The organism is Stenotrophomonas sp. YJH_SMC_94-11, assembly GCF_059370435.1.
The window spans coordinates 297861-319900 of sequence record NZ_JCAFTR010000003.1 but is presented as its reverse complement, the minus strand read 5'-3'; the positions used below and the strand labels follow the sequence as shown (position 1 = coordinate 319900).

The following is a 22040-nucleotide window of genomic DNA, read 5'->3' as shown; positions in this document are numbered from 1 at the left end:
GTCGACCAAGGTCGACACCTACCAACAGCAGCAGAAATCTGTCAGAGGTGGGGCGGTGTCGGAGGGCGGGGTGTCAGCCGCATGGATGCGGCTGCCAAGCTTACAGGGACGTACTTGCAGCGTCCCCGCACTCCGACACCGCCCCGCCATCCCACGGAAAGCCCGCTTTTGCTTTTGCTTTTGAGGTTGCCGGCCAGCGGCCGGCACTACCACGGGTGCAGGGCGCAGCCCTGCCGACACCCTCAACGGCGGCGACGCTTGCGGTCCACGTACAGGGTCCTGGCGATGCTCAGCACGATGCCGACCGCGATACCCACCACGCAGCCCAACAGCAGATTGTCGGCTCCGAGGCCCACACCCACGCCGACCACGGTGGCGATGACCATTTCGGCGGTGTGGGAAATCGGTTCGGGCTTCGGGGCAGACATGCGGGCTCCAGCGTCAGTTCGGTTCTTCGGAATGGGCCGGTAGCCCAGAAACGACGAAGCCGGGTTGCCCCGGCCTCGTCTGGTGTCACGCGCAGCGGGCCGTCAGTGCGATTCGGCCGGGCCCGCGATCGGCGGCAGCGGGCGGGCGTCGCCGCCCTTGTCGTTGCCACCATCCTTGTTCGACTTGTTCCAGCCGGCCGGCGGCGGCGGATCGCGGCCTTCCATGATGGCGTCGATCTGCGGCGCGTCGATCGTCTCGTACTGCAGCAGCAGCTGGGACATCGCGTGCAACTTGTCCAGGTTGGCCGTCATCAGCTCGGTAGTGCGCGCGTAGGCTTCGTCGAGGATCTTGCGCACCTCCTCATCGATGCGACGCGCGGTGTCGTTGGACACGCTCTTGTGCTGGGTGACCGAACGGCCCAGGAACACCTCGTCATCCTCTTCGCCATAGGCGATCGGGCCGAGCTGGTCGGACAGGCCCCACTTGGTGACCATGTTGCGGGCCATCTTGGTGGCGCGTTCGATGTCGTTGGAAGCGCCCGTGGTGACCTTGTCGGCACCGAAGATCAGCTCCTCGGCCACACGACCACCGTACAGCGAGCACAGCTGCGACTTGATCGCCACGCGGTTCATCGAATACTTGTCGCCCTCCGGCAGGTACATGGTCACGCCCAGCGCACGGCCGCGCGGGATGATCGTGACCTTGTAGACCGGGTCGTGCTCGGGCACCAGGCGGCCGACAATGGCGTGGCCGGCTTCGTGGTAGGCGGTCAGGGTCTTCTCTTCTTCGCTCATGGCCATCGAGCGGCGCTCGGCACCCATCAGGATCTTGTCGCGGGCACGGTCGAAGTGGTCCATGCGGACTTCCTTCTCGTTGCCACGCGCGGCGAACAGGGCCGCCTCGTTGCACAGGTTGGCCAGATCAGCACCGGAGAAGCCCGGGGTACCCCGCGCGATCACCATCGGCTCGACATCGTCGGCGAGTGGCAGCTTGCGCATGTGGACCTTCAGGATGTGCTCGCGACCCTTCACGTCCGGCAGGCCAACCACGACCTGGCGGTCGAAGCGACCCGGGCGCAGCAGCGCCGGGTCCAGCACGTCCGGACGGTTGGTGGCGGCGATCACGATCACGCCTTCACCGCCCTCGAAACCGTCCATTTCGACCAGCAGCTGGTTCAGGGTCTGCTCGCGCTCGTCATGGCCACCGCCCAGGCCGGCGCCACGGTGACGACCGACGGCGTCGATTTCGTCGATGAAGATGATGCACGGGGCATGCTTCTTGGCCTGCTCGAACATGTCGCGCACGCGACTGGCGCCGACGCCGACGAACATTTCCACGAAGTCCGAACCGGAGATCGAGAAGAACGGCACCTTGGCTTCGCCGGCGATGGCCTTGGCCAGCAGCGTCTTGCCGGTACCCGGCGGGCCCACCATCAGCACGCCGCGCGGAATCTTGCCACCCAGCTTGGTGAACTTGGACGGGTCGCGCAGGAAGTCGACCAGCTCACCCACTTCTTCCTTGGCCTCGTCGCAGCCGGCGACGTCGGCGAAGGTGACCTTGATCTGGTCCTCGCCCTGCAGCTTGGCGCGCGACTTGCCGAAGGACATCGCGCCCTTGGCACCGCCGCCACCGCCCTGCATCTGGCGCATGATGAACAACCAGAAGCCGATGATCAGGATGACCGGGAGGAAATTCATCAGGATCGCACCGAGGGAGATGCCGCTGGACGGCTCCTCCTGCACGATCTCCACGTTCTTGGTGCGCAGCACGTTGATCAGGTCGCGATCGAACGGTGCGGTGATGGTGGATGTCTGCCCGCCGCGGGTGGTGTAGGTCAGCTGGCTGGTGCCGCCGCGCATGTCGCCGCCAAAGGCGACCTTCTGCACGTTGCCGCTGTCCACCTGGTCCAGGAACTGCGAGTACGACGCCCCCTGCGCGCCGGCTCCGGAGGACTTCGGCGAGAAGCTCTGGAAGACCACCATCAGCACGACGGCGACGACCACCCATAGCAGGAGGTTCTTGGTCAAGTCGTTCATCCTCATTGGCTCCGGTGTTCCTCTCAGTGCTGGCGTTGCGTGGGGGTCGAACTTGCGTACATTGCGAGCTTACTTCATGTGGGCGCGTTTTCCCTGACCCAAGGCGTACACCTCGGGAGAGCGCTTGCGCGAGGCTTCCGGCTTGCGGATGGAGACCTTGTCGTACCGGCGGCGCATGTCGCGCACGTAGTCGTCAAAGCCCTCGCCCTGGAACAGCTTGATCAGGAATGCCCCACCGGTCTTCAGGTGGTTGTCGGCAAAATCCAGGGCCAGCTCCGCCAGGTGCATCATCCGCGGCTGGTCGACCGCGCCCACACCACTCTTATTGGGGGCCATGTCCGACAGCACAAGGTCTACCGGCTGATCCCCGAGCATGGCTTCAAACTGCGATAGGACGGCTTCTTCCCTGAAGTCACCATGAAGGAACTCCACGCCGGCCAGCGGCGGCATGTCCAGGATGTCCAGGGCCAGCACGCGGCCGGTGTCGCCGATCTGTCTCCTAACCTGCTGAGACCAGCCACCCGGCGCCGCGCCGAGGTCGACCACCACCATGTGCGGCTTCAGCAGCCGGTCACGTTCAAGCAGCTCTTCGAGCTTGTAGGCGGCGCGCGAGCGCATGCCTTCGGCCTGCGCCTTCTTCACGAAGGGGTCGGAGAAGTGTTCCTTGAGCCAGCGCTGGCTGCTTTTGCTGCGGGTAGCCATTGAAAATAGGGGCTGATGGGGTCCTCATGATACCCTGATCGCCCCATTCAACCGTGTTTTCCTGCATGTCCATCGCCCTGACCGCTTCCCAGACCCGTTTCCTGCGCGGCCAAGCCCACGACCTGAAGGCCCTGCTGCAGACCGGCGGCAAGGGTGTGACCCCGGCCTTCATCGCTGAGCTGAACGAAGTGCTGGAGCGCCACGAACTGGTCAAGGTGAAGGTCGCTGCCGAGGATCGCGACGCCCGTGACGTGATGATCGGCGAGATCGTCGAAGCCACCGAGAGCGCTCTGGTGCAGCGCATCGGCCACGTCGCCGTGCTGTACCGCCCGAGCAGGGAACAGCGCCAGATCGTGCTGCCGCGCGGCTGATCGCCCTACCGTCATGCAGCTGAACCACGAACCGCCCGACTACGCCTACAGCCTGCGCGCCGCCAATGGCCGCTCGGCCAAGGTCAATGACCAGGTGCTGGACGGGAGCTTCTTCCTGACCCCGGACCAGCTGGTCGCGCATTGGCCGGTGGCGAGCGCCGCTGCGTTGCAGCTGGCGGACCTGGAGCCGATCCTGGCGCTGAACCCGGCGCTGATCGTGCTGGGTACCGGTGACCGCCAGGTGTTCCCATCGGCGGTGGTGATGGCCGCCTGCCTGTCACGCGGCATCGGCCTGGAAGTGATGAACAATCCAGCCGCCGCACGCACCTTCAACATCCTGGCAGGCGAAGGCCGCAAGGTCGCGGCTGCTTTCATTCTGGAAGGCTGAGTTCTCGAGTCACCGGTGCCTCCGGCCCCTAGCGGCCTGAAGGCGCGCAGCGGAATGCCGAGAACTCCTGGAGCCGTCCGATCAGGTGGCCGCCCTGCCCCCAGCGGATATCCATGACCTTCCAGTCCCGGTCCTGCCGCTGCAGCAGGACCCGGTCGGTCCATCGATAGTCGCCCACTGCCATGTCGACGCGGATCCAGGTCGCGTCACCCCTCGATTCGGGCATTCCCACCGCGACCGTGTCCGGTCGGTCCGGCGCCAGCAGATACAGGCTCTGGTCGAGCATGTGCGGCTTCTCGTCGTGCGCGGCCAGCGCGGTACAGGCCCGCTCGTAAGCATGCTGCGCATCGACCGCCGAGCGCAGGGCATCGCCCAGCAACGGCGGGATGGCTGCTTCATCTGAAGCCGGCGCCTGGACTACGGCGTAAAGACGGGTGACCACGTCGCGCGGATCGCTGGCCGCGGTGACCAGCGGTGCGACGATCAGCAAGGCGAGAACGGAAGCAGGACGCAGCATGGGGTACCGGGTCGACTGGGACCGCTCAAGAATGCCGGGTATCCGGTCCGCCGTGAAGGTGAGCCTGCGGCACACAGGATCGCAAACGACCGCTCCGCAGTCGCTGAGTCGAGCACGGCTCTACAGGTCAGGAACGCCAGGCATGGCCCGGCACTCCCTGTTCCAACCGCGTCAACGTGCCGGCAGGTACTGCTGCGGATCGACCGGCTTGCCGTTGTAGCGAATCTCGAAGTGGACCATGTCGCGGTTCGCACCGGTGCGGCCCATTTCGGCGATCTGCTCGCCAGCCTTCACGCTCTGCCCTTCATTGACCAGGCGCTTGCGGTTGTGACCATAGGCGGACAGCCACTGGTCGCTGTGCTTGATGATGATCAGTTCGCCGTAGCCGACCAGGCCGGCACCGGAGTACACCACCACGCCGTTGGCGGTTGCCTTGACCGGCTGGCCGCTGGTACCGGCGATGTCGACGCCCTGCTTGGTCGCGTCACCGGCCACGTAGCGGCCGACGATCGCGCCATCGGCTGGCCAGCGCCAGGCGATGTTGCTCTTCACCGGCCCGACCGGCGCCGGGGCCGGCGCGGTGCTGCCGCCACTGCTGCCAGCCGAACGCGGCGGGGTGACCACCGTGGTCGGCGCACGGCCGCTGGTGGCCCCCTGCGGATACAGGCGGATCACCTGGCCGGGGTAGATGGTCGACGGGTTGTCCAGACGATTCCAGGCAATCAGGTCGGCCGGGGTGATGTCATGGATGCGGGCCAGCGCATAGATGGTGTCGCCCTTGCGCACCACCACGGTCTGCCCGGGCTTGGGTACCGAGGTCTTCGGCGTGGTCACGCCGCCAGCGTTGCCGCCGCCCGGGCGGACCACGGTGGCGGTACCGCAGGCGGCCAGTGTGGAAACCAGCAACGCCAGCGCGCCGATGCGCACTCCCTTGCTCAGACGATCAGGATTCATGCGAACTTCGACCTCCATACAAGCCAGGCGATCAGCACCACCACCAGCACGGTGGCGATCCAGCCCAGCGGTTCAATCCAGCGACGCAGCGCCGCTTCGGCACGCGCACCACCGATACGGATGACCGCGGCCAGCACGAACACGCGCTTGCCACGACCGATCAACATGCTCAACAGGTACTGCGGCATCGGTACGCCGACGATACCCGATGCCCACGTGAAGACCTTCATCGGGATCGGCATGAAGCCGCCCAGCACCAGGAAGGTGAACACCGCCCACGGCGATTCGGCCATCTTCGCCTGCACGGTGGTGATGCCCTGCTCGATCGCCGGAAGCATGCCCATCGCCTCGAACACCGGCTTGATCGCCTCGAAAGCGTAATGACCCAGCGCGTAACCAACCAGCGCGCCGACCATCGAGCCCGCCAGGCTGAGGGTGGCGAACCACCAGCCACGCCTGGGCTGGGCCACGCACATCGGTGCCAGCATCACTTCCGGCATCACCGGGAAGATGATCGCTTCAAAGAAACTCAGTACCGTCAGGTAGGTCGGCGCGCGTTCGTGCGCCGCCCACTTCATCGCCCGCTCGTACAGCGGCCCGAAAATCTTCATGCAACCCTGCTCCGTGGATTAGTCGAGCATGCCAGACAGCAGCGGCACGAACGTGACCGGCGCCAGCACGCGTTGTTCGATGCTGCCATCGGGCTTGCGGTCCAGCTGCACCAGCGACTGTCCGCCCGGGCCACCCACCGGCGCCACCAGGCGCCCCCCTTCAGCCAGCTGCCCGACCAGTTCATCGACCAGTGCAGGCGCGGCGGCGGTGACCACGATGGCATCGAACGGACCGTGCTCGGCCCATCCGGCGCGACCGTCGTCATGCTTGGTGCGGATGTTCATGCCCAGTGCGCGGAAGCGCTTGCGTGCCTGCCGCAACAGGTCACCGATACGCTCCACGGTGTAGACCTCCAGGCCCAGCGCGCCCAGGATGGCGGCCTGGTAGCCCGAGCCGGTGCCGACTTCCAGCACGCGCTTCGGCGCGACCTGGAGCACCGCCTCGGTCATCCGGGCGACCACCCAGGGCTGCGAGATGGTCTGGCCATGGCCGATCGGCAGCGCGGTGTCCTCATAGGCACGCGAGGCCAGTGCTTCATCGATGAACAGATGGCGCGGCACAACCCGGATTGCGTTCAAGGTGGACTCGTCGACGATGCCAGCTTCGCGCAGGCGATCGACCAGACGGTCACGCACGCGCTGCGAGGTCATGCCGATGCCGACAGCTTCCGGCTGCAGTCGCAGGCGTGGACTCATGCCGGCCGGTCCAGCGCGGCGCTGAGGCCACCCACCCAGCTGGCCACTTTCTCCAGCGCCTGGTAGCGGGTCAGGTCCACCTGGATCGGGGTGATCGAGATGTGGCCGGTGCGCACCGCGTGGAAGTCGGTGCCCGGGCCGGAGTCCTGCTCGCGCCCGGCCGGGCCGATCCAGTACACCTCGTTGCCGCGCGGATCCTTCTGCGCGATGCAGCCTTCGGCACGATGGCGGTTGCCGAGGCGGGTGACCTCGAAGCCCTTGACCTCGCTCCAGGGCAGATCCGGCACGTTGACGTTGAGGATGGTGTCGGCCGGCAGCGGATCGGCCTTGAGCCGGGCCACGATCTCCACTGCGGCGCGCGCGGCGGTGTCGAAGTGCTTCGGATCGTGGTTGCGGGTAACCAGCGAGACCGCCACCGCCGGCAGGCCGAGGAAGCGGCCTTCCATCGCCGCCGAGACGGTGCCGGAATAGATCACGTCGTCGCCGAGGTTGGCGGCGTTGTTGATGCCTGACACGACGATGTCCGGCTCGAATTCAAGCAGGCCGGTCAGCGCCAGGTGCACGCAGTCGGTCGGCGTGCCAGCCACCGAGACGGTGTAATGGTCGATGCGCTTGAGCCGGATCGGCAGGTCCAGGGTCAGCGAGTTGCTGGCACCGGAGCGATCGCGGTCGGGCGCGACCACCGTGACTTCGTGTCCGGCCTCGCGCAGGACCGAAGCAAGCATCCGGATGCCTGCGGCGTCGACACCATCGTCATTACTGACCAGGATTCGCATCTTCGATTTAACCGCTTGATTTTCCAAGAATTCGATTCCGTCACCGTGCAGTGTGGGCGGGACCGTCGTACTCCCCTGCGGAAGCCGTCGACCCTGCAAGGGCATCGTCTATTGTGCCGCATGCGAGCCGCCGGTCCTACCCTGCCGGCGGTCACGGCCGACATCGAACCGTCATAGGCAGACCCGCGCCGGCGGTTTACCCTGTGCGCATGTCGCACCCTGAAGACGAAGATCCGGCCGCGCTGTTCCGTGCGGCCATCGGTGAAGTGACGCCGCTGCGCAAGGATGCCGAACCGGCGCCTGCTGCGCCCCGGCCCAAGCCGCGCGCACGCATGGCCGAACGCGACGAGGCCGAAGCTGCGGGCGAGTTTGCGCGGCTGCTGCGCGACAGTACGCCGCTGGAAGCGGGCGACGTGGCCAGCTACCGCCGCGACAACCTGCCACCGCGCCTGTTCCAGCGTCTCAAGCGCGGCCAGTATTCGGTACAGGATGAGCTCGACCTGCACGGCGCCACCGCCGCGCAGGCGGAAACCCTGCTGCGCCAGTTCCTGCTGGAAGCGCATGCACACGAGTATGGCTGCGTGCGCATCATCCACGGCAAGGGCCTGCAGTCCGATGGCGGTGCACCGGTGCTGAAGAACCTGGTTGATCGCCTGCTGCGGCTGCGCAACGACGTGCTGGCGTTTCATTCGGCGCCGACCGGGCAAGGCGGCACCGGCGCGGTGCTGGTGTTGCTGGCGCGGCGTTGACAAAAAGGGGACGGAGGGAATTAAGTCGTTTGTGCCACAAACGACTTAATTCCCTCCGTCCCCTTTTTCTGTCAGGCCTGCGCGGCGTCTTCGACGGGGCCGAGTTCGTGCAGCACGGCGGTGGCGTAGCAGCCCGGCGGCAACGCGAACGAGAGTTCCAGTACATCACTGGCCAACCACTGATGCTGCAGCAACGCCGGGCGCAGGCGCAGCGCGCGGCGCTCCTGCTTCAGCCGTGCGTCTTCCAGGCCAGCGCGCAGCGCCTTCGATTCCTCGTCGTCCAGCGCGGCCAGCTCCAGCTCACGTGCAGCGTCGGCGCTGCGCAGCTCGCCTTCGCCCCACAGCGGCGCGCTGGGATGGATGTCGAAACGGGCCAGGCGCTCGGCCAGCACGTCGGTGTAGGGTTCGGGGCCGAACACGCTGCGGCTGCCATCGAGCATCCACACTTCACCGTCCAGCGGTTGATCCCAGTTGCCCAGCTCCACGCGCGCGGCGAGCACACGATTGAACAGCGCCGAGCGGGCAGCCGACAGCAACAGCGAACGCTGGTCCTTGCGCATGCGGCGGCCACCGAACATCGCCAATGCGGCAGGCACGTTGCCGCCGTCGCGGCCGAAGCGCTGCTCGCCAAACCAGTTCGGCAGGCCGCGCCCGGCGATCTGCTGCAGGCGCTCGCTGATCGCCGCAGCATCGCCCTGCACCTCGCGCAGCACCAGCCTGAAGCGGTTGCCGGCCAGTGCACCACGCTGCAGCTTGCGGTTGTGCCAGGTCGCTTCGAGCACTTCGATCTCATCACTGGCCAGCTCGGCCAGATCCGGCGCGACGCGCTTGGGCAGGTGCACGCTGAAACGCTGGGTGGTGACCGCATGCCGATCCTTCATGCCGGCGTAGCTCACCGCCATTTCCGGCAGGCCCGCCCACTTGGCCAGCCGCTTGGCCACATGCACGGTGTTGGCGCCGCGCTTGCGGATGTGCAGCAACAGGTGCTCGCCTTCACCGGTGGCCTCGAAGGCCGGCAGTTCATCCACCTGGAAATCGTCCGGCGTGGTGCGGATGCGCGCCGTCAACAGCGGCGCACCAAACGCCAACGGCAGCGGGATCATGCCGCCACCAGCAACACGACCGCCTGCGCGGCGATGCCTTCGCCGCGGCCGGTGAAGCCCAGCTTCTCCGAGGTGGTCGCCTTGACGCTGACCGCGTCCAGCGGCAGCTGCAGCAACCCACCAATGCGCTCACGCATGGCCAGCGCATGCGGGCCAACCTTCGGCCGCTCGCAGATCACGGTGATGTCGGTGTTGCCAACGCGCCAGCCACGCTCGCGCAGCAGGCTGTCGCAATGGCGCACGAAATCGCTGCTGTCGGCGCCCTTCCAGCGATCATCGCTCGGCGGGAAATGCTGGCCGATATCGCCCAGCGCCAGCGCACCGAGCATGGCATCGCACAGGGCGTGCAGGATCACGTCGCCGTCGCTGTGCGCCAGCACGCCGCAGCTGTGCGGTACGTTCACTCCGCCGAGCATGATGTGATCGCCTTCACCGAAGGCATGGACGTCGTAGCCCTGGCCGATGCGGACGGGCGGGAACGGTGCGGTGCTCATGGATGCAGCCCTTGCAGCAGGGCCGCGCGGGCAGTCAGCCGGCGCGGCGGGAAAGTACGAATTCGAACCGGTCCAGATCGGCCGGGGTGGTGACCTTGAAGTTGTCCTCGCTGCCTTCCACCAGCAGCGGGCGCTGGCCCTGGCGCTCCATGGCCATGGCCTCGTCGGTGACTTCAACACCGGCAGCGGCGGCGTCGGACAGCGCGCGGCTGAGCTGGTGGCGGCGGAACAGCTGTGGTGTCAGTGCACGCCACAGCCGCTCGCGCGGTTCAGTGCCATCGATGCCACCGTCGTCGCCCGCACGCTTGAGGGTGTCGCGCACCGGTGCGGCCAGGATCGCCCCGACCGGATCGGCACGCCCGACTTCAAGCAGGCGGCCAAGATCGGCCAGCGACAGGTTGGGGCGCGCGGCGTCGTGGACCAGCACGAATTCATCAGCGCGCACCGAGTCCGGCAACGCCTGCAGCCCAGCCAGCACCGAGGCGGCACGGGTCGCGCCGCCGATGCAGGTCAGCACCGGTTTGCCGGCCCATTCGCTCCAGCCCGGCCAGTCGCCGTCGTCCTGGCCGATCACCACCATTGCGCCGGCCACGGCCGGATGCGCCAGCAGCGCGTCCAGGGTATGAGCGAGCAGGATCTGCCCGCCCGCCTGCAGGTACTGCTTGGGCAGCGGCGCACCAAAGCGGGCGCCACGGCCGGCAGCCGGAACCACCACCCAGATCGCCGCGCTCATGGCACGTCCGCCGGGTGATCGCCGGCCTGGACAGTGACGCCTGCAGCGGGCTGCGCCGGACGGACCGGCGCATCCTCGACCACGCGGTAGAACTTCTCACCGGGCTTGATCATGCCCAGCTCGCTGCGCGCGCGTTCCTCGATGGCGGACTGGCCTTCCTTGAGGTCCTTCACTTCGGCGGCCAGCGCGTCGTTGCGCTGCTGCAGACCCTCATTGTCCCGTTCCTGGTTGGCGACCTGGGCTTCGAGCATCATCACTTCACCCGAATTGCCCGGACCGAACCAGAAGCGGTACTGCAGCCAGCCCAGCAACAGGGCCAGCACCAGCAGCATCCAGCGCCAGTCGCGCATCGGCTCAGCGCTTCAGCGAAACGAACGCGTCACGACCGGCGTAACGCGCGCCGGCGCCGAGGGCTTCCTCGATGCGCAGCAGCTGGTTGTACTTGGCCACGCGATCGCTGCGGCACAGCGAGCCGGTCTTGATCTGGGTGGCGGTGGTGGCCACGGCGATGTCGGCGATGGTGGTGTCTTCGGTTTCGCCCGACCGGTGCGAGACCACGGCCGCATAGCCGGCGCGGTCGGCCATGGCGATCGCTTCCAGGGTTTCGCTGAGCGTGCCGATCTGGTTGACCTTGATCAGGATCGCGTTGGCGGTGCCCGAGTCGATGCCTTCCTGGAAGATCTTCGGGTTGGTCACGAACAGGTCGTCACCGACCAGCTGCACCTCCTTGCCGATGCGGTCGGTCAGCAGCTTCCAACCCGCCCAGTCGTTCTCGGCCAGGCCGTCTTCGATCGTGATGATCGGGTACTGCGCGGCCCAGTCGGCGAGGAAGTCGACGAACTGCTCGGAAGTCAGGCGCTTGTTCTCGCCGACCAGATTGTACTTGCCGTTCTCGAAGAATTCGCTGGAAGCCACGTCCAGGCCCAGCAGCACGTCTTCACCGGCGGTGTAGCCGGCCTTGCCGATCGCTTCGAGGATGGTGTCCAGCGCTTCGACGTTGCTGCGGAAGTCCGGCGCGAAGCCGCCTTCGTCGCCCACCGCCGTGCTCAGGCCGTGGCCCTTCAGCACCGACTTCAGCGAATGGAAGATTTCGGTACCGGCGCGCAATGCTTCGGAGAACGAGGTGAAGCCGACCGGCAGCACCATGAACTCCTGGAAGTCGACGTTGTTGTCGGCATGCGCGCCGCCGTTGATGATGTTCATCATCGGCACCGGCAGCGACGGGGTCACGCCGGTCCGGGCAGCCAGGTACTGCCACAGCGCCTGCTTGCTGGATGCGGCGGCGGCGTGCGCGGCGGCCATCGAAACACCCAGCAGTGCGTTGGCGCCCAGCCGACCCTTGTTCTCGGTGCCGTCCAGATCGATCAGGCGACGGTCGAGGCCGGCCTGGTCGGTGGCTTCAAACCCCTTCAGCGCGGCGGCAATCGTGGTGTTGACGTTGTCAACGGCCTTGCGCACGCCCTTGCCCAGGTAACGGGTCTTGTCGCCGTCACGCAGCTCGACCGCTTCCTTGGTGCCGGTCGAGGCGCCTGAGGGAACCGCGGCGCGACCGAACGAACCGTCCTCCAGGATGACTTCGGCTTCCAGCGTGGGATTGCCACGGCTGTCGAGGATTTCACGGGCGTGGATGCTGCGGATCGTACTCATGGTCGGGCCGGTTACCTGTCTGGAGAGGGGGCGACAAAACGAATGCCGCGTGATTATCCCCGGCTGCCCGCCACTTGCCAAATGGCGTGGCCTGCATCAGCCCCAGCTCGACCCGATCACGATAAGGACCAGCGAGACCAGCATCACCAGCAATGCACCGGCAATCGCCGCAAGGATGGGGCCACGCCGCCGTCGCCAGGCCAACACCATCGCCACCGGGCTGCCGAGAAAGCACAGCACCATCGTGACCAGCGCGCCCAGCATCCACCACTGCGTGGCCTGCACGCCATTGTTTCCGTCCCCGGGCGGCCGGAAGCCGGCGGTGAAGGCCAGCACGCCCACCACCAGGGCCATCCAGGTCAACACGGACAGCGCCAGCGCGATCAGGCCCCAGGGCCAGCCGCGCGCCGATGGGGTCGTATTCATCAAAGCCATCCGTAGGACAGGGTGCCGATCCACAGAGAAAGCAGGATGATCGCCAGCCCTGCCGGTACCTTGCCACGGTTCAATCGCCAGGCCAGCACAGCCGAAGCGACGCACCCTGCGCTGGCCAGCAGCTCTCCGACCACAAGCGCAATGAAATACGCCCGAAGATCGAGCGCGCTGCCGCCATCACCCGGTGGGCGCACTGACGCGGCGCCGATCAGCACCAGGCAGAACAAGCCCACGGTGAACACCGCGGACAGCCCCAGCGCGATCAGGCCCCACGGCCACTGTCTCCAGTGCCGGCGGCGGCGCTGGGTTTCCAGCGCCACCCACGGGTCACGACTCACGCGAAGCGCGAAAAGCCGTGCTTCTTGGTCACCGCGTCGAGTTCCATCAGGGTCTCGAGCAGGGCCTCCATCTGGTCCAGCGGCCACGCGTTGGGACCATCGGACAGCGCCTTTGACGGATCCGGATGGGTTTCGGCGAACAGGCCGGAGATGCCCACCGCCACCGCGGCACGGGCCAGCACCGGCACGTGCTCGCGCTGGCCGCCTGAGCTGGTGCCCTGCCCGCCCGGCAACTGCACCGAGTGGGTGGCGTCGAACACCACCGGGCAACCGGTCTCGCGCATCACCGCCAGCGAACGCATGTCGCTGACCAGGTTGTTGTAGCCGAAGCTGGCACCGCGCTCGCAGACCATGATCTGCTCGTTGCCGGTGGCCTTGGCCTTCTCCACGACCGGCTTCATGTCCCACGGCGCCAGGAACTGGCCCTTCTTGATGTTGACCGGCTTGCCGGCCGAGCACACCTTGCGGATGAAGTCGGTCTGGCGGACCAGGAACGCCGGGGTCTGCAGCACGTCCACCACCGAGGCCACTTCGTCCATCGGGGTGTATTCGTGGACGTCGGTCAGCACCGGCACGCCGATCTGCTTCTTCACTTCGGCCAGCACCTTCAGGCCCTCTTCCATGCCCGGGCCGCGGAATGCGGTACCCGAAGTGCGGTTGGCCTTGTCGAAGCTGGACTTGAAGATGAAGTTGACGCCGAGCTTGTCGGTGATCTCCTTCAGCTTGCCGGCGGTATCGAGCTGCAGCTGCATCGACTCGATCACGCAGGGGCCGGCGATCAGGAACAGGGGCTGGTCCAGCCCGACCTCGAATCCACACAGTTTCATGGCGTTTCCTTGTTGTCCGCAGCACCGGACGGGGCGGTGCGCTGGGGGTTGAAGCATGCAGGATGGGGGCCGAAGCCCCCATTCACAAGTCAGGCGCGCGCTTCGGAAAGCAGCTTGCCGCCGGCCTTGCGCTCGCGCGCGGCACGGATGAAACCAATGAACAGCGGGTGTCCGTCACGCGGCGTGGACAGGAATTCCGGGTGCGCCTGGCAGGCCAGGAACCACGGGTGGGCATCGCGTGGCAGCTCGACCACTTCCACCAGGGTGTCGTCCATCGACTTGCCGGCGATCACCAGGCCCGCATCTTCCAGCTGGGTGCGGTAACGGTTGTTGAACTCGTAGCGGTGGCGGTGGCGCTCGGCGACCACGTCCTTGCCGTACAGCTCGCGGGCCAGCGTGCCCGGCTTCAGGCGTTGTTCCTGCAGGCCCAGGCGCATGGTGCCGCCGAGGTCGCTCTTGTCGTCACGCTTCTCGACATCGCCGCTGGCGGTGCGCCATTCGGTGATCAGGCCGATCACCGGGTTCGGCGACTGGCGGTCGTTCTCGGTGCTGTTGGCACCTTCCAGGCCGACCACGTTGCGCGCGTAGTCGACCACGGCCGCCTGCATGCCGTAGCAGATGCCGAAGTACGGCACCTGCTGCTCGCGGGCGAACTTCGAGGTCAGCACCTTGCCTTCGAAACCACGGTCACCGAAGCCACCCGGCACCAGGATGCCGTCGACATCGGCCAGTGCAGCCATGTCGGTGCCTTCCAGGTCCTGTGCTTCCAGCCACTTCAGGTTGACCTTGGTGCGCTGGCGCAGGCCACCGTGCTTCAGTGCTTCGCCGACCGACTTGTAGGCATCCTGGTGATCGACGTACTTGCCGACCACGGCGATGGTCACTTCGTCCAGCGGGTGCAGGGTCGCATCGACCGCGTCTTCCCACATCGACAGGTCGACCGGACCGGCCTTGTCGGCCAGCTTCAGCTGGTTCACCACGATTTCGTCCAGGCCCTGTGCATGCAGGCCAGACGGGATGCGGTACAGCACGTCCACGTCCGGCACGCTGATCACCGCACGCTCGGAAACGTTGGTGAACTGGGCGATCTTGCGGCGCTCCGAATCCGGCACCGCCTGCTCGGAGCGGCACAGCAGGACGTCCGGCTGGATGCCGATCGAGCGCAGTTCCTTCACCGAGTGCTGGGTCGGCTTGGTCTTCAGCTCGCCGGCGGCGCCGATGTACGGCACCAGGGTGAGGTGCATGAACAGCGCCTTCTCCGGGCCACGTTCGGTGCGCACCTGGCGGATCGCCTCCAGGAACGGCAGCGACTCGATGTCGCCAACGGTGCCGCCGATCTCGACCAGTGCCACGTCATAGCCTTCGGTGGCTTCGTCGATGCAGCGACGGATCTCGTCGGTGATGTGCGGAATGACCTGCACGGTCGCGCCCAGGTAGTCGCCGCGGCGCTCCTTGCGGATCACGTTCTCGTAGATGCGGCCGGTGGTGACCGAGTTCTTGCGGCTGAGGCGGGTGCGCACGAAGCGCTCGTAGTGGCCCAGGTCGAGGTCGGTCTCCGCGCCGTCGTCGGTGACATAGACCTCACCGTGCTGGAACGGACTCATGGTGCCCGGGTCGACGTTGATGTACGGGTCGAGCTTCATCATCGTGACCTTCAGGCCACGGGCTTCGAGAATGGCGGCCAGCGACGCGGCGGCAATGCCTTTGCCGAGCGAGGACACCACGCCGCCGGTTACGAAAATCAAGGGAGTCATGGCTGCAAGCATCCTGTCTGGAAATGGAAAACGGCAGCACCACGCGCACCCGGAGGGCGGGCATGGTGCTCAGAGGGGGTTTTCCGGTTCGCTGTGGCAGCGAGGGAGGTGCGGATCCGTGCGGCGGCAGGCGCCGGACGGGAACCATCGTGCGAGGTCGGGGCGGCCGTGCCGGTCAAATCGACCGTCACCTGCGACCCGCCATGCTGGAAGCCACGCTTGGCCGCTCCAGCCCATTCGCAAAGGGTGGACACGCACTTACTCCCGGAAAGCCATAGTTTACAGATTGATGGCCGCCAACCCAAGGGGCTTGTGCGGCCGATCCAACAAAAAACGCCCCGCTGGGCGGGGCGTTTCGGTGCGCAACCCTTGTCGCAAGGGCGCCTGGCAGGTTGCGGGATCAGCGCTTCTTGCGCGCTTCCTCTTCCTCTTCCTGCTGCGGGGCCGGCTGGCCCTGCGCCTTCATTTCGGCATTGGCCTGGGCCCGACGCTTGGCCTTGGCATCGGCCTCGGCCTGCGCCTTGTCGGCCTGGTCACCCTGCTGCGGGGCCGGCTGGCCGGCGTTCTGCGCCACCACCAGCGGCACTGCAACGGCGGCAGCGGCCAGGATCGCAATGGTCAGCAACTTCTTCATGAGGTCCTCCTCGCGGTATGGCTTGGACGTTCAGACCCAACGGGGCCGCCGGCGTTCAGATTCCAGCGAGGGCTATTTTACCTCCTCTGCGCCGCCGAGACTGAACCGCAGGCGTGCAAATTCCCGTGCCAGACCCCACACTTGCCCGTCGCTCCAAGCTTTCGAAGACAGATGAACGCCCGCTATAACGCCGCCGATATTGAAGTCCTGTCCGGCCTTGACCCGGTCAAGCGCCGTCCCGGCATGTATACCGACACCGCGCGCCCGAACCACCTGGCGCAGGAAGTGATCGACAACTCGGTGGACGAAGCCCTCGCCGGTCACGCCCGTTCGATCGAGATCACCCTGTACAAGGATGGCAGCGTGGAGGTCAGCGATGACGGCCGCGGCATGCCAGTGGACATTCATCCGGAGGAGAAGATCCCGGGTGTCGAGCTGATCCTCACGCGCCTGCACGCGGGCGGCAAGTTCAGCAACAACAACTACACCTTCTCCGGCGGCCTGCACGGCGTCGGCGTCAGCGTCGTCAATGCGCTGTCGACCCTGGTGGAAGTGCACATCAAGCGCGACGGCGCCGAACACCGCATCACCTTCCGCAACGGCGACCGTGCCACGCCGCTGGAAGTGGTCGGCAGCGTCGGCAAGAAGAACACCGGTACCCGCGTGCGCTTCTGGCCGGACCCGAAGTACTTCGATACGCCGAAGTTCGCGGTGCGCGCGCTCAAGCACCTGCTGCGCGCCAAGGCCGTGCTGTGCCCGGGCCTGACCGTGAAGCTGACCGATGAAGCCACCGGTGAAGTCGATACCTGGTACTACGAAGACGGCCTGCGCGATTACCTGAAGCTGGAGCTGGGCGAGCGCGAATCGCTGCCGGCCGACCTGTTCGTCGGCAACCTGAAGAAGGACACCGAGGTAGTTGACTGGGCCGTGGCCTGGCTGCCGGAAGGCGAGCTGGTGCAGGAAAGCTACGTCAACCTGATTCCCACCGCGCAGCACGGCACCCATGTCAACGGCCTGCGCACCGGCCTGACCGAAGCGCTGCGCGAGTTCTGCGACTTCCGCAACCTGCTGCCGCGTGGCGTCAAGCTGGCCCCGGAAGACGTGTGGGATCGCGTGTCGTTCGTGCTGTCGCTGAAGATGACCGACCCACAGTTCAGCGGCCAGACGAAGGAGCGCCTGTCCTCGCGCCAGGCCGCCGGTTTCGTCGAAGGTGCCGCCCATGATGCGTTCAGCCTGCTGCTGAACCAGAACGTGGAACTGGGCGAGAAGATCGCGCAGATCGCCATCGAGCGTGCCAGCGCGCGCCTGAAGACCGAGAAGCTGGTCGTCCGCAAGAAGATCACCCAGGGCCCGGCCCTGCCCGGCAAGTTGGCAGACTGCATCAGCCAGGACCTGTCGCGCACCGAGCTGTTCCTGGTGGAAGGTGACTCGGCAGGCGGCAGCGCCAAGCAGGCCCGCGACAAGGATTTCCAGGCGATCATGCCGCTGCGTGGCAAGATCCTGAACACCTGGGAAGTCTCGTCCAACAGCGTGCTGGCCTCGGAGGAAGTACACAACCTGGCCATCGCCATCGGCTGCGACCCCGGCAAGGACGACATCAGCGGCCTGCGCTACGGCAAGGTGATCATCCTGGCCGACGCGGACTCCGACGGCCTGCACATCGCAACGCTGCTGACCGCGCTGTTCCTGAAGCACTTCCCGGCACTGGTCGATGCCGGCCATGTGTTCGTGGCGATGCCGCCGCTGTTCCGCATCGATGTGGGCAAGCAGGTGTTCTATGCCCTCGATGAGGAAGAAAAGCGCTCGATGCTGGACAAGATCGAGCGCGAGAAGATCAAGGGCGCCATCAACGTCACCCGCTTCAAGGGCCTGGGCGAGATGAACCCGCCGCAGCTGCGCGAGTCGACCATCCACCCGGATACGCGCCGCCTGGTACAGCTGACCGTGGACGATGGCGAGCAGACCCGCTCGCTGATGGACATGTTGCTGGCCAAGAAGCGCGCGTCCGACCGCAAGGGCTGGCTGGAGTCGAAGGGCGATCTCGCCTCCCTGGAAGTCTGACTCCCGCAGCCCTCCTGTAGAGCCGAGCATCGGCTCGGCTCTACAGAGATTCCGCCCCCATCGGCAAACCCGGCGGCGCCATAATGCGCGTCCATCCGTGCGGACCACCGTATTGGCCAGCCACTCGCTGCTGTTCCCCGACCTGCCGCTGCACAGCGCACGGCTGGTCCTGAGCCCGATCCGCCGTGACGACGCCGCCGCGCTGTTCGCGCTGCAGTCCAATCCCGACGTGATGCGCTGGTGGAATCATCCGGCCTGGACGCGACAGGCCGAGGCGCGCGAACAGATCGACGATGATCTCGCCGCCCATGCCATCGGTACCCAGCTGAAGCTGGCCGTGCGCGAATCGCTGGAAGGTCCACTGCTGGGCATCTGCGTGGTGTTTGCAGTGGACCGCACTGCAGCCCGCGCCGAGATCGGCTACCTGCTGGCACCGGATCGCCAGGGCCAGGGCTACATGCACGAGGCCCTGCAGCAGGTACTGGCCTACCTGTTCGGCACCCTCCACCTGCATCGCGTGGAAGCCGAGATCGACCCGCGCAACGCACCCTCCGCGCACGTGCTCGAACGCCTGGGCTTCCGCCGCGAGGGAGTGCTGCGCCAGCGCTGGCGCATCCAGGGGGAACTGGCCGACTCGGCCGTCTACGGCCTGCTGGCCGATGACGACGCGGCAGCCACCCTGCCCGCTTGACCCAATCTGGCCAGTAGCGGGCTCAACGCACGGCCATGCCTTTGGACACATACGACATGGGCCGCCACCGGCCTAGCATCGCAATCCCCTTCCGCTGCCCACCCAGTGCCATGAAGTCCCTGTTGCACACTGCCGCGCTCTGCGTCGGCCTGCTCATCGCCCCAGCCAGCGTGCTGGCCGCGCCTGATGCCGACGCCAAGCCCGATCCGAAGGACGACAAGACCGAGGCACCTGCGTTGCCCGCAGACGCCTCGGCCCGCCAGAGCATGCGCCTGGCCGGCCGCACCCTGGACTACACCGCCACCGTCGGCACCCTGCCGGTACGCGATGCCAAGGGCAAGGTGATCGCCGACGTGGTGTTCACCGCCTACACGATGCCGGGCAAGGACCGGCCGGTGACCTTCGCGCTCAATGGCGGCCCCGGGGCATCGTCGGTCTACCTCAACATGGGCGCGATCGGGCCCAAGGTGGTGACCTTCGGCTCCGAGGGTGACAGCGCGTCGGCGCCGGCGACGCTGCACGACAACCCCGGTACCTGGCTGGACTTCACCGATCTGGTGTTCATCGATCCGGTCGGCACCGGCTTCAGCCGCGCGCGCATCGGCGACGACGAAGCCAAGAAGGCGCTGTACAACCCCAGCGCCGACATCGAATACCTGTCACGCTCGATCTACGACTGGCTGCTGCGCAACCAGCGCATGTCGTCGCGCAAGTACCTGACCGGCGAGAGCTACGGCGGCTACCGCGGCCCACGCATCACCCACTACCTGCAGACCCGGCTGGGTGTTGCGATGAACGGCCTGGTACTGGTCTCGCCATACCTGAGCCCGACCCTGGAAGACAACGCCGATGTCTCGCCGATGGCGTGGATGCAGACCCTGCCGTCGATCGCCGCCGCGCACCTGGAGCGCCAGGGCAAGCTGACCGATGCAGCGATGCGCGAAGTAGTGGAATACACCCGTGGCGACTACGCCACCGCGTTGATGAAGGGCCGCAGCGATCCGCAGGCGACCGAGGCAATGCTGCGCCGGGTGACCGAACTGACCGGGCTGGACCCGCAGTTCGTGCGCCGTGCCGGTGGTCGGCTGGAAACCCAGGCCTACCTGCGTGAAGTGTTCCGCGACAAGGGCACGCTGGGCAGCCGCTACGATTCCAACGTAACCGCGTTCGATCCATTCCCGAACGATCCGGAGCAGCGCGCCAACGATCCGCTGCTGGACAGCATCATCGCGCCGACCACCACGGCGATGGTCGACTTCGTGACGCGCGTGGTCGGCTGGAAGGTGGATGCGCGGTACCAGGCGCTGAACTACGACGTGAACCGGCTGTGGGACCGCAATGGCGAGCTGCGCGATGGCGCGGTGACCCAGCTGCGCCAGGCCGTGGCGATCGACCCGCACCTGCAGGTGCTGATCGTGCATGGCTGGAACGACCTGTCGTGTCCGTTCATGGGTTCGATCCTGACCGTGGACCAGATGCCGACGATGGGCAGCAATCCGGACCGGGTGCAGGTGCGCAGTTATCCGGGCGGGCACATGTTCTACAGCCGGGCCGACAGCCAGGCGGCGTTCCGCAGGGATGTGCAGGCGCTGTTCCAACGCAATTGAGGGGTTCGGCCGGGCCTGCGGCCCGGCACCCGCTGACTGCCACGGCCACTGCAACTGCAAAAGCGGGCATTCCGTGGGTTGGCGGAGCGGGTCCGGTTGCGGGGGACGCCGTAAACCCGTCCATGGGGCTTGGTCGCGGCATCCATGCCGCTCACACCCCCGCAACCGGACCCACCCCGCCTTCGACAGTTTCCCGCTGCTGCTGGTGGGTGCCGACCGTTGGTCGGCACGGGATCGGATCCCTGTTTCTGCTCTGGTAGGTGTCGACCTTGGTCGACACGTTGTGTGCGGAAAAATTCTTTGCCCATGAAAAAGCCCACCGGATATCGGCGGGCTTTTTCGTGTGCACCTTGGCGTGGCGATCAGGTCCAGCCAAACAGCTCGAACAGCTTCAGGATCAGGTACGCACAGCCGCCGGCGGCCGGGATGGTCAGGATCCAGGCCCAGACAATGCGCTCGATCACGCCGAACTTCAGCGAACGCGGGTTCTTGGCGAAGCCCACGCCCATGATCGCGGTGGAGATGCTGTGCGTGGTCGAGACCGGCATGCCGAAGTGGGCCGCCAGGGTCAGGATGGTGGCCGAGCTGGTCTCCGCGGCGAAGCCGTGGATCGGGTGCAGCTTGACCATCTTGTGGCCCAGGGTCTTGATGATCTTCCAGCCACCCGAGGCGGTACCGGCAGCCATCACCACTGCACAGGTCAGTACGATCCACATGGCGATGCCGTCACCGGCGTGCGCGTCCGGGTGCATGAACGCCAGCCAGGACGGCAGATCGTTCAGTGCGCCGGTGGCTTCGGCACCAATCAGGGTCATCGCGATGATGCCCATGGTCTTCTGCGCGTCGTTGTGGCCGTGGGCGAAGCCCATGTAGGCCGCCGAGGCGATCTGCGCCTTGCCGAAGAAAGCATTGACGATGCGCGGACGGGCCAGGCGGCCGATGGCGCCACCGACCTTGGCCAGGCCGGCGATCAGCGCCCACAGCAGCACCATCACCACGATGCCGAGCAGGAAGCCGGCGATCGGCGAGGTGATCATCGGCACGAACACCTTCCACAGCAGGCCCTTGTTCTGCGCCCAGCTGCCCAGGCGCTCCGACCAGATCAGCGCGTCCCAGTTGTTGTGGGCCGCGGCCAGACCGGCACCGCAGAGGCCACCGATCAGGGCGTGCGAGGACGAGGACGGCAGGCCCTTCCACCAGGTGATCAGGTTCCAGATGATGCCGCCCAGCAGGGCGCACAGGATCACCTGCGGAGTGACCTCGACCACGTTGGTGTTGAGCAGGCCCGAGGCGATGGTCAGCGCCACCGCCGTACCGGTCAGCGCACCGATGAGGTTCATGAAGGCGGCCAGCATCACCGCCCAGCCGGGCGAGAGCACCTTGGTCGCCACTACGGTGGCAATGGAGTTGGCAGTATCGTGGAAGCCGTTGATGAACTCGAAGACGAGCGCGGCCAGGATCACCACCAGGACAAGGGTCAACATGCG

At 66.5% G+C, this 22040-nt stretch carries 25 protein-coding genes; 6 read left to right on the top strand and 19 right to left on the bottom strand.

Annotated elements, in window-relative coordinates:
* Positions 1-242 precede the first annotated feature (242 nt).
* The 3 genes from AC5P74_RS08300 to rlmE form a co-directional block, all read right to left on the bottom strand.
* Complete coding sequence (locus AC5P74_RS08300; protein ID WP_005416039.1) at positions 243-428, bottom strand: hypothetical protein; 186 nt, start codon at positions 426-428, stop codon at positions 243-245.
* Between the two features lie 102 nt (positions 429-530).
* Entirely contained in the window at positions 531-2465 is a 1935-nt protein-coding gene (gene ftsH / locus AC5P74_RS08295; protein WP_346607901.1) for an ATP-dependent zinc metalloprotease FtsH, read from the bottom strand.
* A 69-nt stretch (positions 2466-2534) separates the two neighbouring features.
* Positions 2535-3167 (bottom strand): 23S rRNA (uridine(2552)-2'-O)-methyltransferase RlmE, encoded by a 633-nt coding sequence (gene rlmE, locus AC5P74_RS08290; RefSeq protein WP_005409014.1) that lies wholly within the window; start codon positions 3165-3167, stop codon positions 2535-2537.
* A gap of 65 nt (positions 3168-3232) precedes the next feature.
* Between rlmE and yhbY the strand changes: the two genes are divergently transcribed.
* Together yhbY and AC5P74_RS08280 are read left to right on the top strand one after the other, a co-directional pair.
* A complete protein-coding gene (gene yhbY / locus AC5P74_RS08285; protein WP_005416037.1) occupies positions 3233-3538 on the top strand; it encodes a ribosome assembly RNA-binding protein YhbY in 306 nt (101 codons plus the stop codon).
* Positions 3539-3551: 13 nt separating this feature from the next.
* Complete coding sequence (locus AC5P74_RS08280) at positions 3552-3926, top strand: Mth938-like domain-containing protein (protein WP_329841776.1); 375 nt, start codon at positions 3552-3554, stop codon at positions 3924-3926.
* 28 nt (positions 3927-3954) lie between these two features.
* On the opposite strand, the gene AC5P74_RS08275 is transcribed toward AC5P74_RS08280, so the two are convergent.
* The 5 genes from AC5P74_RS08275 to surE all read right to left on the bottom strand — a co-directional run bounded on the left by AC5P74_RS08275 (position 3955) and on the right by surE (position 7480).
* Positions 3955-4443, bottom strand: coding sequence for a hypothetical protein (locus AC5P74_RS08275; RefSeq protein ID WP_069137913.1), 489 nt, complete (start codon positions 4441-4443; stop codon positions 3955-3957).
* A gap of 171 nt (positions 4444-4614) precedes the next feature.
* Positions 4615-5397 carry a peptidoglycan DD-metalloendopeptidase family protein gene (locus AC5P74_RS08270; RefSeq protein WP_005416034.1) on the bottom strand — a complete coding sequence of 261 codons (783 nt, stop codon included), beginning with the start codon at positions 5395-5397 and terminating at the stop codon, positions 4615-4617.
* Complete coding sequence (locus AC5P74_RS08265; protein ID WP_329841775.1) at positions 5394-6008, bottom strand: YqaA family protein; 615 nt, start codon at positions 6006-6008, stop codon at positions 5394-5396. Before AC5P74_RS08265 ends, AC5P74_RS08270 begins: the two co-directional genes overlap by 4 nt.
* Before the next feature lie 18 nt (positions 6009-6026).
* Positions 6027-6704 carry a protein-L-isoaspartate(D-aspartate) O-methyltransferase gene (locus tag AC5P74_RS08260; RefSeq protein WP_005416032.1) on the bottom strand — a complete coding sequence of 226 codons (678 nt, stop codon included), beginning with the start codon at positions 6702-6704 and terminating at the stop codon, positions 6027-6029.
* Positions 6701-7480, bottom strand: a complete 780-nt coding sequence (gene surE, locus AC5P74_RS08255) for a 5'/3'-nucleotidase SurE (RefSeq protein WP_005416031.1) — start codon at positions 7478-7480, stop codon at positions 6701-6703. The genes AC5P74_RS08260 and surE overlap by 4 nt, the downstream gene beginning before the upstream one ends.
* A gap of 209 nt (positions 7481-7689) precedes the next feature.
* Between surE and AC5P74_RS08250 the strand changes: the two genes are divergently transcribed.
* Complete coding sequence (locus AC5P74_RS08250) at positions 7690-8229, top strand: Smr/MutS family protein (protein ID WP_005409007.1); 540 nt, start codon at positions 7690-7692, stop codon at positions 8227-8229.
* 71 nt (positions 8230-8300) lie between these two features.
* Here AC5P74_RS08250 and truD read toward each other — a convergent pair whose 3' ends face one another.
* The 10 genes from truD to AC5P74_RS08200 form a co-directional block, all read right to left on the bottom strand.
* Entirely contained in the window at positions 8301-9332 is a 1032-nt protein-coding gene (gene truD, locus AC5P74_RS08245) for a tRNA pseudouridine(13) synthase TruD (RefSeq protein ID WP_329841773.1), read from the bottom strand.
* Complete coding sequence (gene ispF / locus AC5P74_RS08240; protein ID WP_005409005.1) at positions 9329-9826, bottom strand: 2-C-methyl-D-erythritol 2,4-cyclodiphosphate synthase; 498 nt, start codon at positions 9824-9826, stop codon at positions 9329-9331. The genes truD and ispF overlap by 4 nt, the downstream gene beginning before the upstream one ends.
* A 34-nt stretch (positions 9827-9860) precedes the next feature.
* A complete protein-coding gene (gene ispD, locus AC5P74_RS08235; protein WP_005416029.1) occupies positions 9861-10559 on the bottom strand; it encodes a 2-C-methyl-D-erythritol 4-phosphate cytidylyltransferase in 699 nt (232 codons plus the stop codon).
* Positions 10556-10909 carry a cell division protein FtsB gene (ftsB, locus tag AC5P74_RS08230; RefSeq protein WP_005416028.1) on the bottom strand — a complete coding sequence of 118 codons (354 nt, stop codon included), beginning with the start codon at positions 10907-10909 and terminating at the stop codon, positions 10556-10558. Before ftsB ends, ispD begins: the two co-directional genes overlap by 4 nt.
* Positions 10910-10913: 4 nt before the next feature.
* Positions 10914-12206, bottom strand: a complete 1293-nt coding sequence (gene eno / locus AC5P74_RS08225; RefSeq protein WP_495204876.1) for a phosphopyruvate hydratase — start codon at positions 12204-12206, stop codon at positions 10914-10916.
* Between the two features lie 96 nt (positions 12207-12302).
* Positions 12303-12632: a hypothetical protein gene (locus tag AC5P74_RS08220; RefSeq protein ID WP_053500063.1), complete on the bottom strand. Its 330-nt coding sequence runs from the start codon at positions 12630-12632 to the stop codon at positions 12303-12305.
* Entirely contained in the window at positions 12632-12979 is a 348-nt protein-coding gene (locus AC5P74_RS08215; RefSeq protein WP_329841769.1) for a hypothetical protein, read from the bottom strand. Before AC5P74_RS08215 ends, AC5P74_RS08220 begins: the two co-directional genes overlap by 1 nt.
* A complete protein-coding gene (kdsA, locus tag AC5P74_RS08210; RefSeq protein WP_010485995.1) occupies positions 12976-13806 on the bottom strand; it encodes a 3-deoxy-8-phosphooctulonate synthase in 831 nt (276 codons plus the stop codon). The genes AC5P74_RS08215 and kdsA overlap by 4 nt, the downstream gene beginning before the upstream one ends.
* Positions 13807-13895: 89 nt before the next feature.
* Complete coding sequence (gene pyrG / locus AC5P74_RS08205) at positions 13896-15560, bottom strand: CTP synthase (protein ID WP_005416023.1); 1665 nt, start codon at positions 15558-15560, stop codon at positions 13896-13898.
* 400 nt (positions 15561-15960) lie between these two features.
* Positions 15961-16194, bottom strand: a complete 234-nt coding sequence (locus tag AC5P74_RS08200) for a hypothetical protein (RefSeq protein WP_005416022.1) — start codon at positions 16192-16194, stop codon at positions 15961-15963.
* Positions 16195-16365: 171 nt separating this feature from the next.
* On the opposite strand from AC5P74_RS08200, the gene parE reads away from it, so the two are divergent.
* The 3 genes from parE (at position 16366) to AC5P74_RS08185 (ending at position 20553) form a co-directional block, all read left to right on the top strand.
* A complete protein-coding gene (parE, locus tag AC5P74_RS08195) occupies positions 16366-18255 on the top strand; it encodes a DNA topoisomerase IV subunit B (RefSeq protein ID WP_005416021.1) in 1890 nt (629 codons plus the stop codon).
* Between the two features lie 112 nt (positions 18256-18367).
* Positions 18368-18946 carry a GNAT family N-acetyltransferase gene (locus AC5P74_RS08190; RefSeq protein ID WP_005416020.1) on the top strand — a complete coding sequence of 193 codons (579 nt, stop codon included), beginning with the start codon at positions 18368-18370 and terminating at the stop codon, positions 18944-18946.
* 110 nt (positions 18947-19056) lie between these two features.
* The gene (locus tag AC5P74_RS08185; protein ID WP_329841766.1) at positions 19057-20553 is read left to right on the top strand and encodes a S10 family peptidase; all 1497 of its coding nucleotides are present in this window, start codon (positions 19057-19059) and stop codon (positions 20551-20553) included.
* Between the two features lie 362 nt (positions 20554-20915).
* On the opposite strand, the gene AC5P74_RS08180 is transcribed toward AC5P74_RS08185, so the two are convergent.
* Positions 20916-22037 carry an inorganic phosphate transporter gene (locus AC5P74_RS08180; protein WP_019658889.1) on the bottom strand — a complete coding sequence of 374 codons (1122 nt, stop codon included), beginning with the start codon at positions 22035-22037 and terminating at the stop codon, positions 20916-20918.
* Positions 22038-22040: the final 3 nt, after the last annotated feature.

Coding starts and splice junctions, on each gene's coding strand:
- ftsH (WP_346607901.1), bottom strand. CDS start 2,465: ATGAACGACTTGACCAAGAACCTCCTGCTATGGGTGGTCGTCGCCGTC.
- AC5P74_RS08270 (WP_005416034.1), bottom strand. CDS start 5,397: ATGAATCCTGATCGTCTGAGCAAGGGAGTGCGCATCGGCGCGCTGGCG.
- ispD (WP_005416029.1), bottom strand. CDS start 10,559: ATGAGCGCGGCGATCTGGGTGGTGGTTCCGGCTGCCGGCCGTGGCGCC.
- parE (WP_005416021.1), top strand. CDS start 16,366: ATGAACGCCCGCTATAACGCCGCCGATATTGAAGTCCTGTCCGGCCTT.
- pyrG (WP_005416023.1), bottom strand. CDS start 15,560: ATGACTCCCTTGATTTTCGTAACCGGCGGCGTGGTGTCCTCGCTCGGC.
- AC5P74_RS08275 (WP_069137913.1), bottom strand. CDS start 4,443: ATGCTGCGTCCTGCTTCCGTTCTCGCCTTGCTGATCGTCGCACCGCTG.
- AC5P74_RS08180 (WP_019658889.1), bottom strand. CDS start 22,037: ATGTTGACCCTTGTCCTGGTGGTGATCCTGGCCGCGCTCGTCTTCGAG.
- surE (WP_005416031.1), bottom strand. CDS start 7,480: ATGCGAATCCTGGTCAGTAATGACGATGGTGTCGACGCCGCAGGCATC.
- AC5P74_RS08185 (WP_329841766.1), top strand. CDS start 19,057: ATGAAGTCCCTGTTGCACACTGCCGCGCTCTGCGTCGGCCTGCTCATC.
- AC5P74_RS08220 (WP_053500063.1), bottom strand. CDS start 12,632: ATGAATACGACCCCATCGGCGCGCGGCTGGCCCTGGGGCCTGATCGCG.
- rlmE (WP_005409014.1), bottom strand. CDS start 3,167: ATGGCTACCCGCAGCAAAAGCAGCCAGCGCTGGCTCAAGGAACACTTC.
- eno (WP_495204876.1), bottom strand. CDS start 12,206: ATGAGTACGATCCGCAGCATCCACGCCCGTGAAATCCTCGACAGCCGT.
- yhbY (WP_005416037.1), top strand. CDS start 3,233: ATGTCCATCGCCCTGACCGCTTCCCAGACCCGTTTCCTGCGCGGCCAA.
- AC5P74_RS08265 (WP_329841775.1), bottom strand. CDS start 6,008: ATGAAGATTTTCGGGCCGCTGTACGAGCGGGCGATGAAGTGGGCGGCG.
- AC5P74_RS08300 (WP_005416039.1), bottom strand. CDS start 428: ATGTCTGCCCCGAAGCCCGAACCGATTTCCCACACCGCCGAAATGGTC.
- AC5P74_RS08200 (WP_005416022.1), bottom strand. CDS start 16,194: ATGAAGAAGTTGCTGACCATTGCGATCCTGGCCGCTGCCGCCGTTGCA.
- ftsB (WP_005416028.1), bottom strand. CDS start 10,909: ATGCGCGACTGGCGCTGGATGCTGCTGGTGCTGGCCCTGTTGCTGGGC.
- kdsA (WP_010485995.1), bottom strand. CDS start 13,806: ATGAAACTGTGTGGATTCGAGGTCGGGCTGGACCAGCCCCTGTTCCTG.
- truD (WP_329841773.1), bottom strand. CDS start 9,332: ATGATCCCGCTGCCGTTGGCGTTTGGTGCGCCGCTGTTGACGGCGCGC.
- AC5P74_RS08250 (WP_005409007.1), top strand. CDS start 7,690: ATGTCGCACCCTGAAGACGAAGATCCGGCCGCGCTGTTCCGTGCGGCC.
- ispF (WP_005409005.1), bottom strand. CDS start 9,826: ATGAGCACCGCACCGTTCCCGCCCGTCCGCATCGGCCAGGGCTACGAC.
- AC5P74_RS08280 (WP_329841776.1), top strand. CDS start 3,552: ATGCAGCTGAACCACGAACCGCCCGACTACGCCTACAGCCTGCGCGCC.
- AC5P74_RS08260 (WP_005416032.1), bottom strand. CDS start 6,704: ATGAGTCCACGCCTGCGACTGCAGCCGGAAGCTGTCGGCATCGGCATG.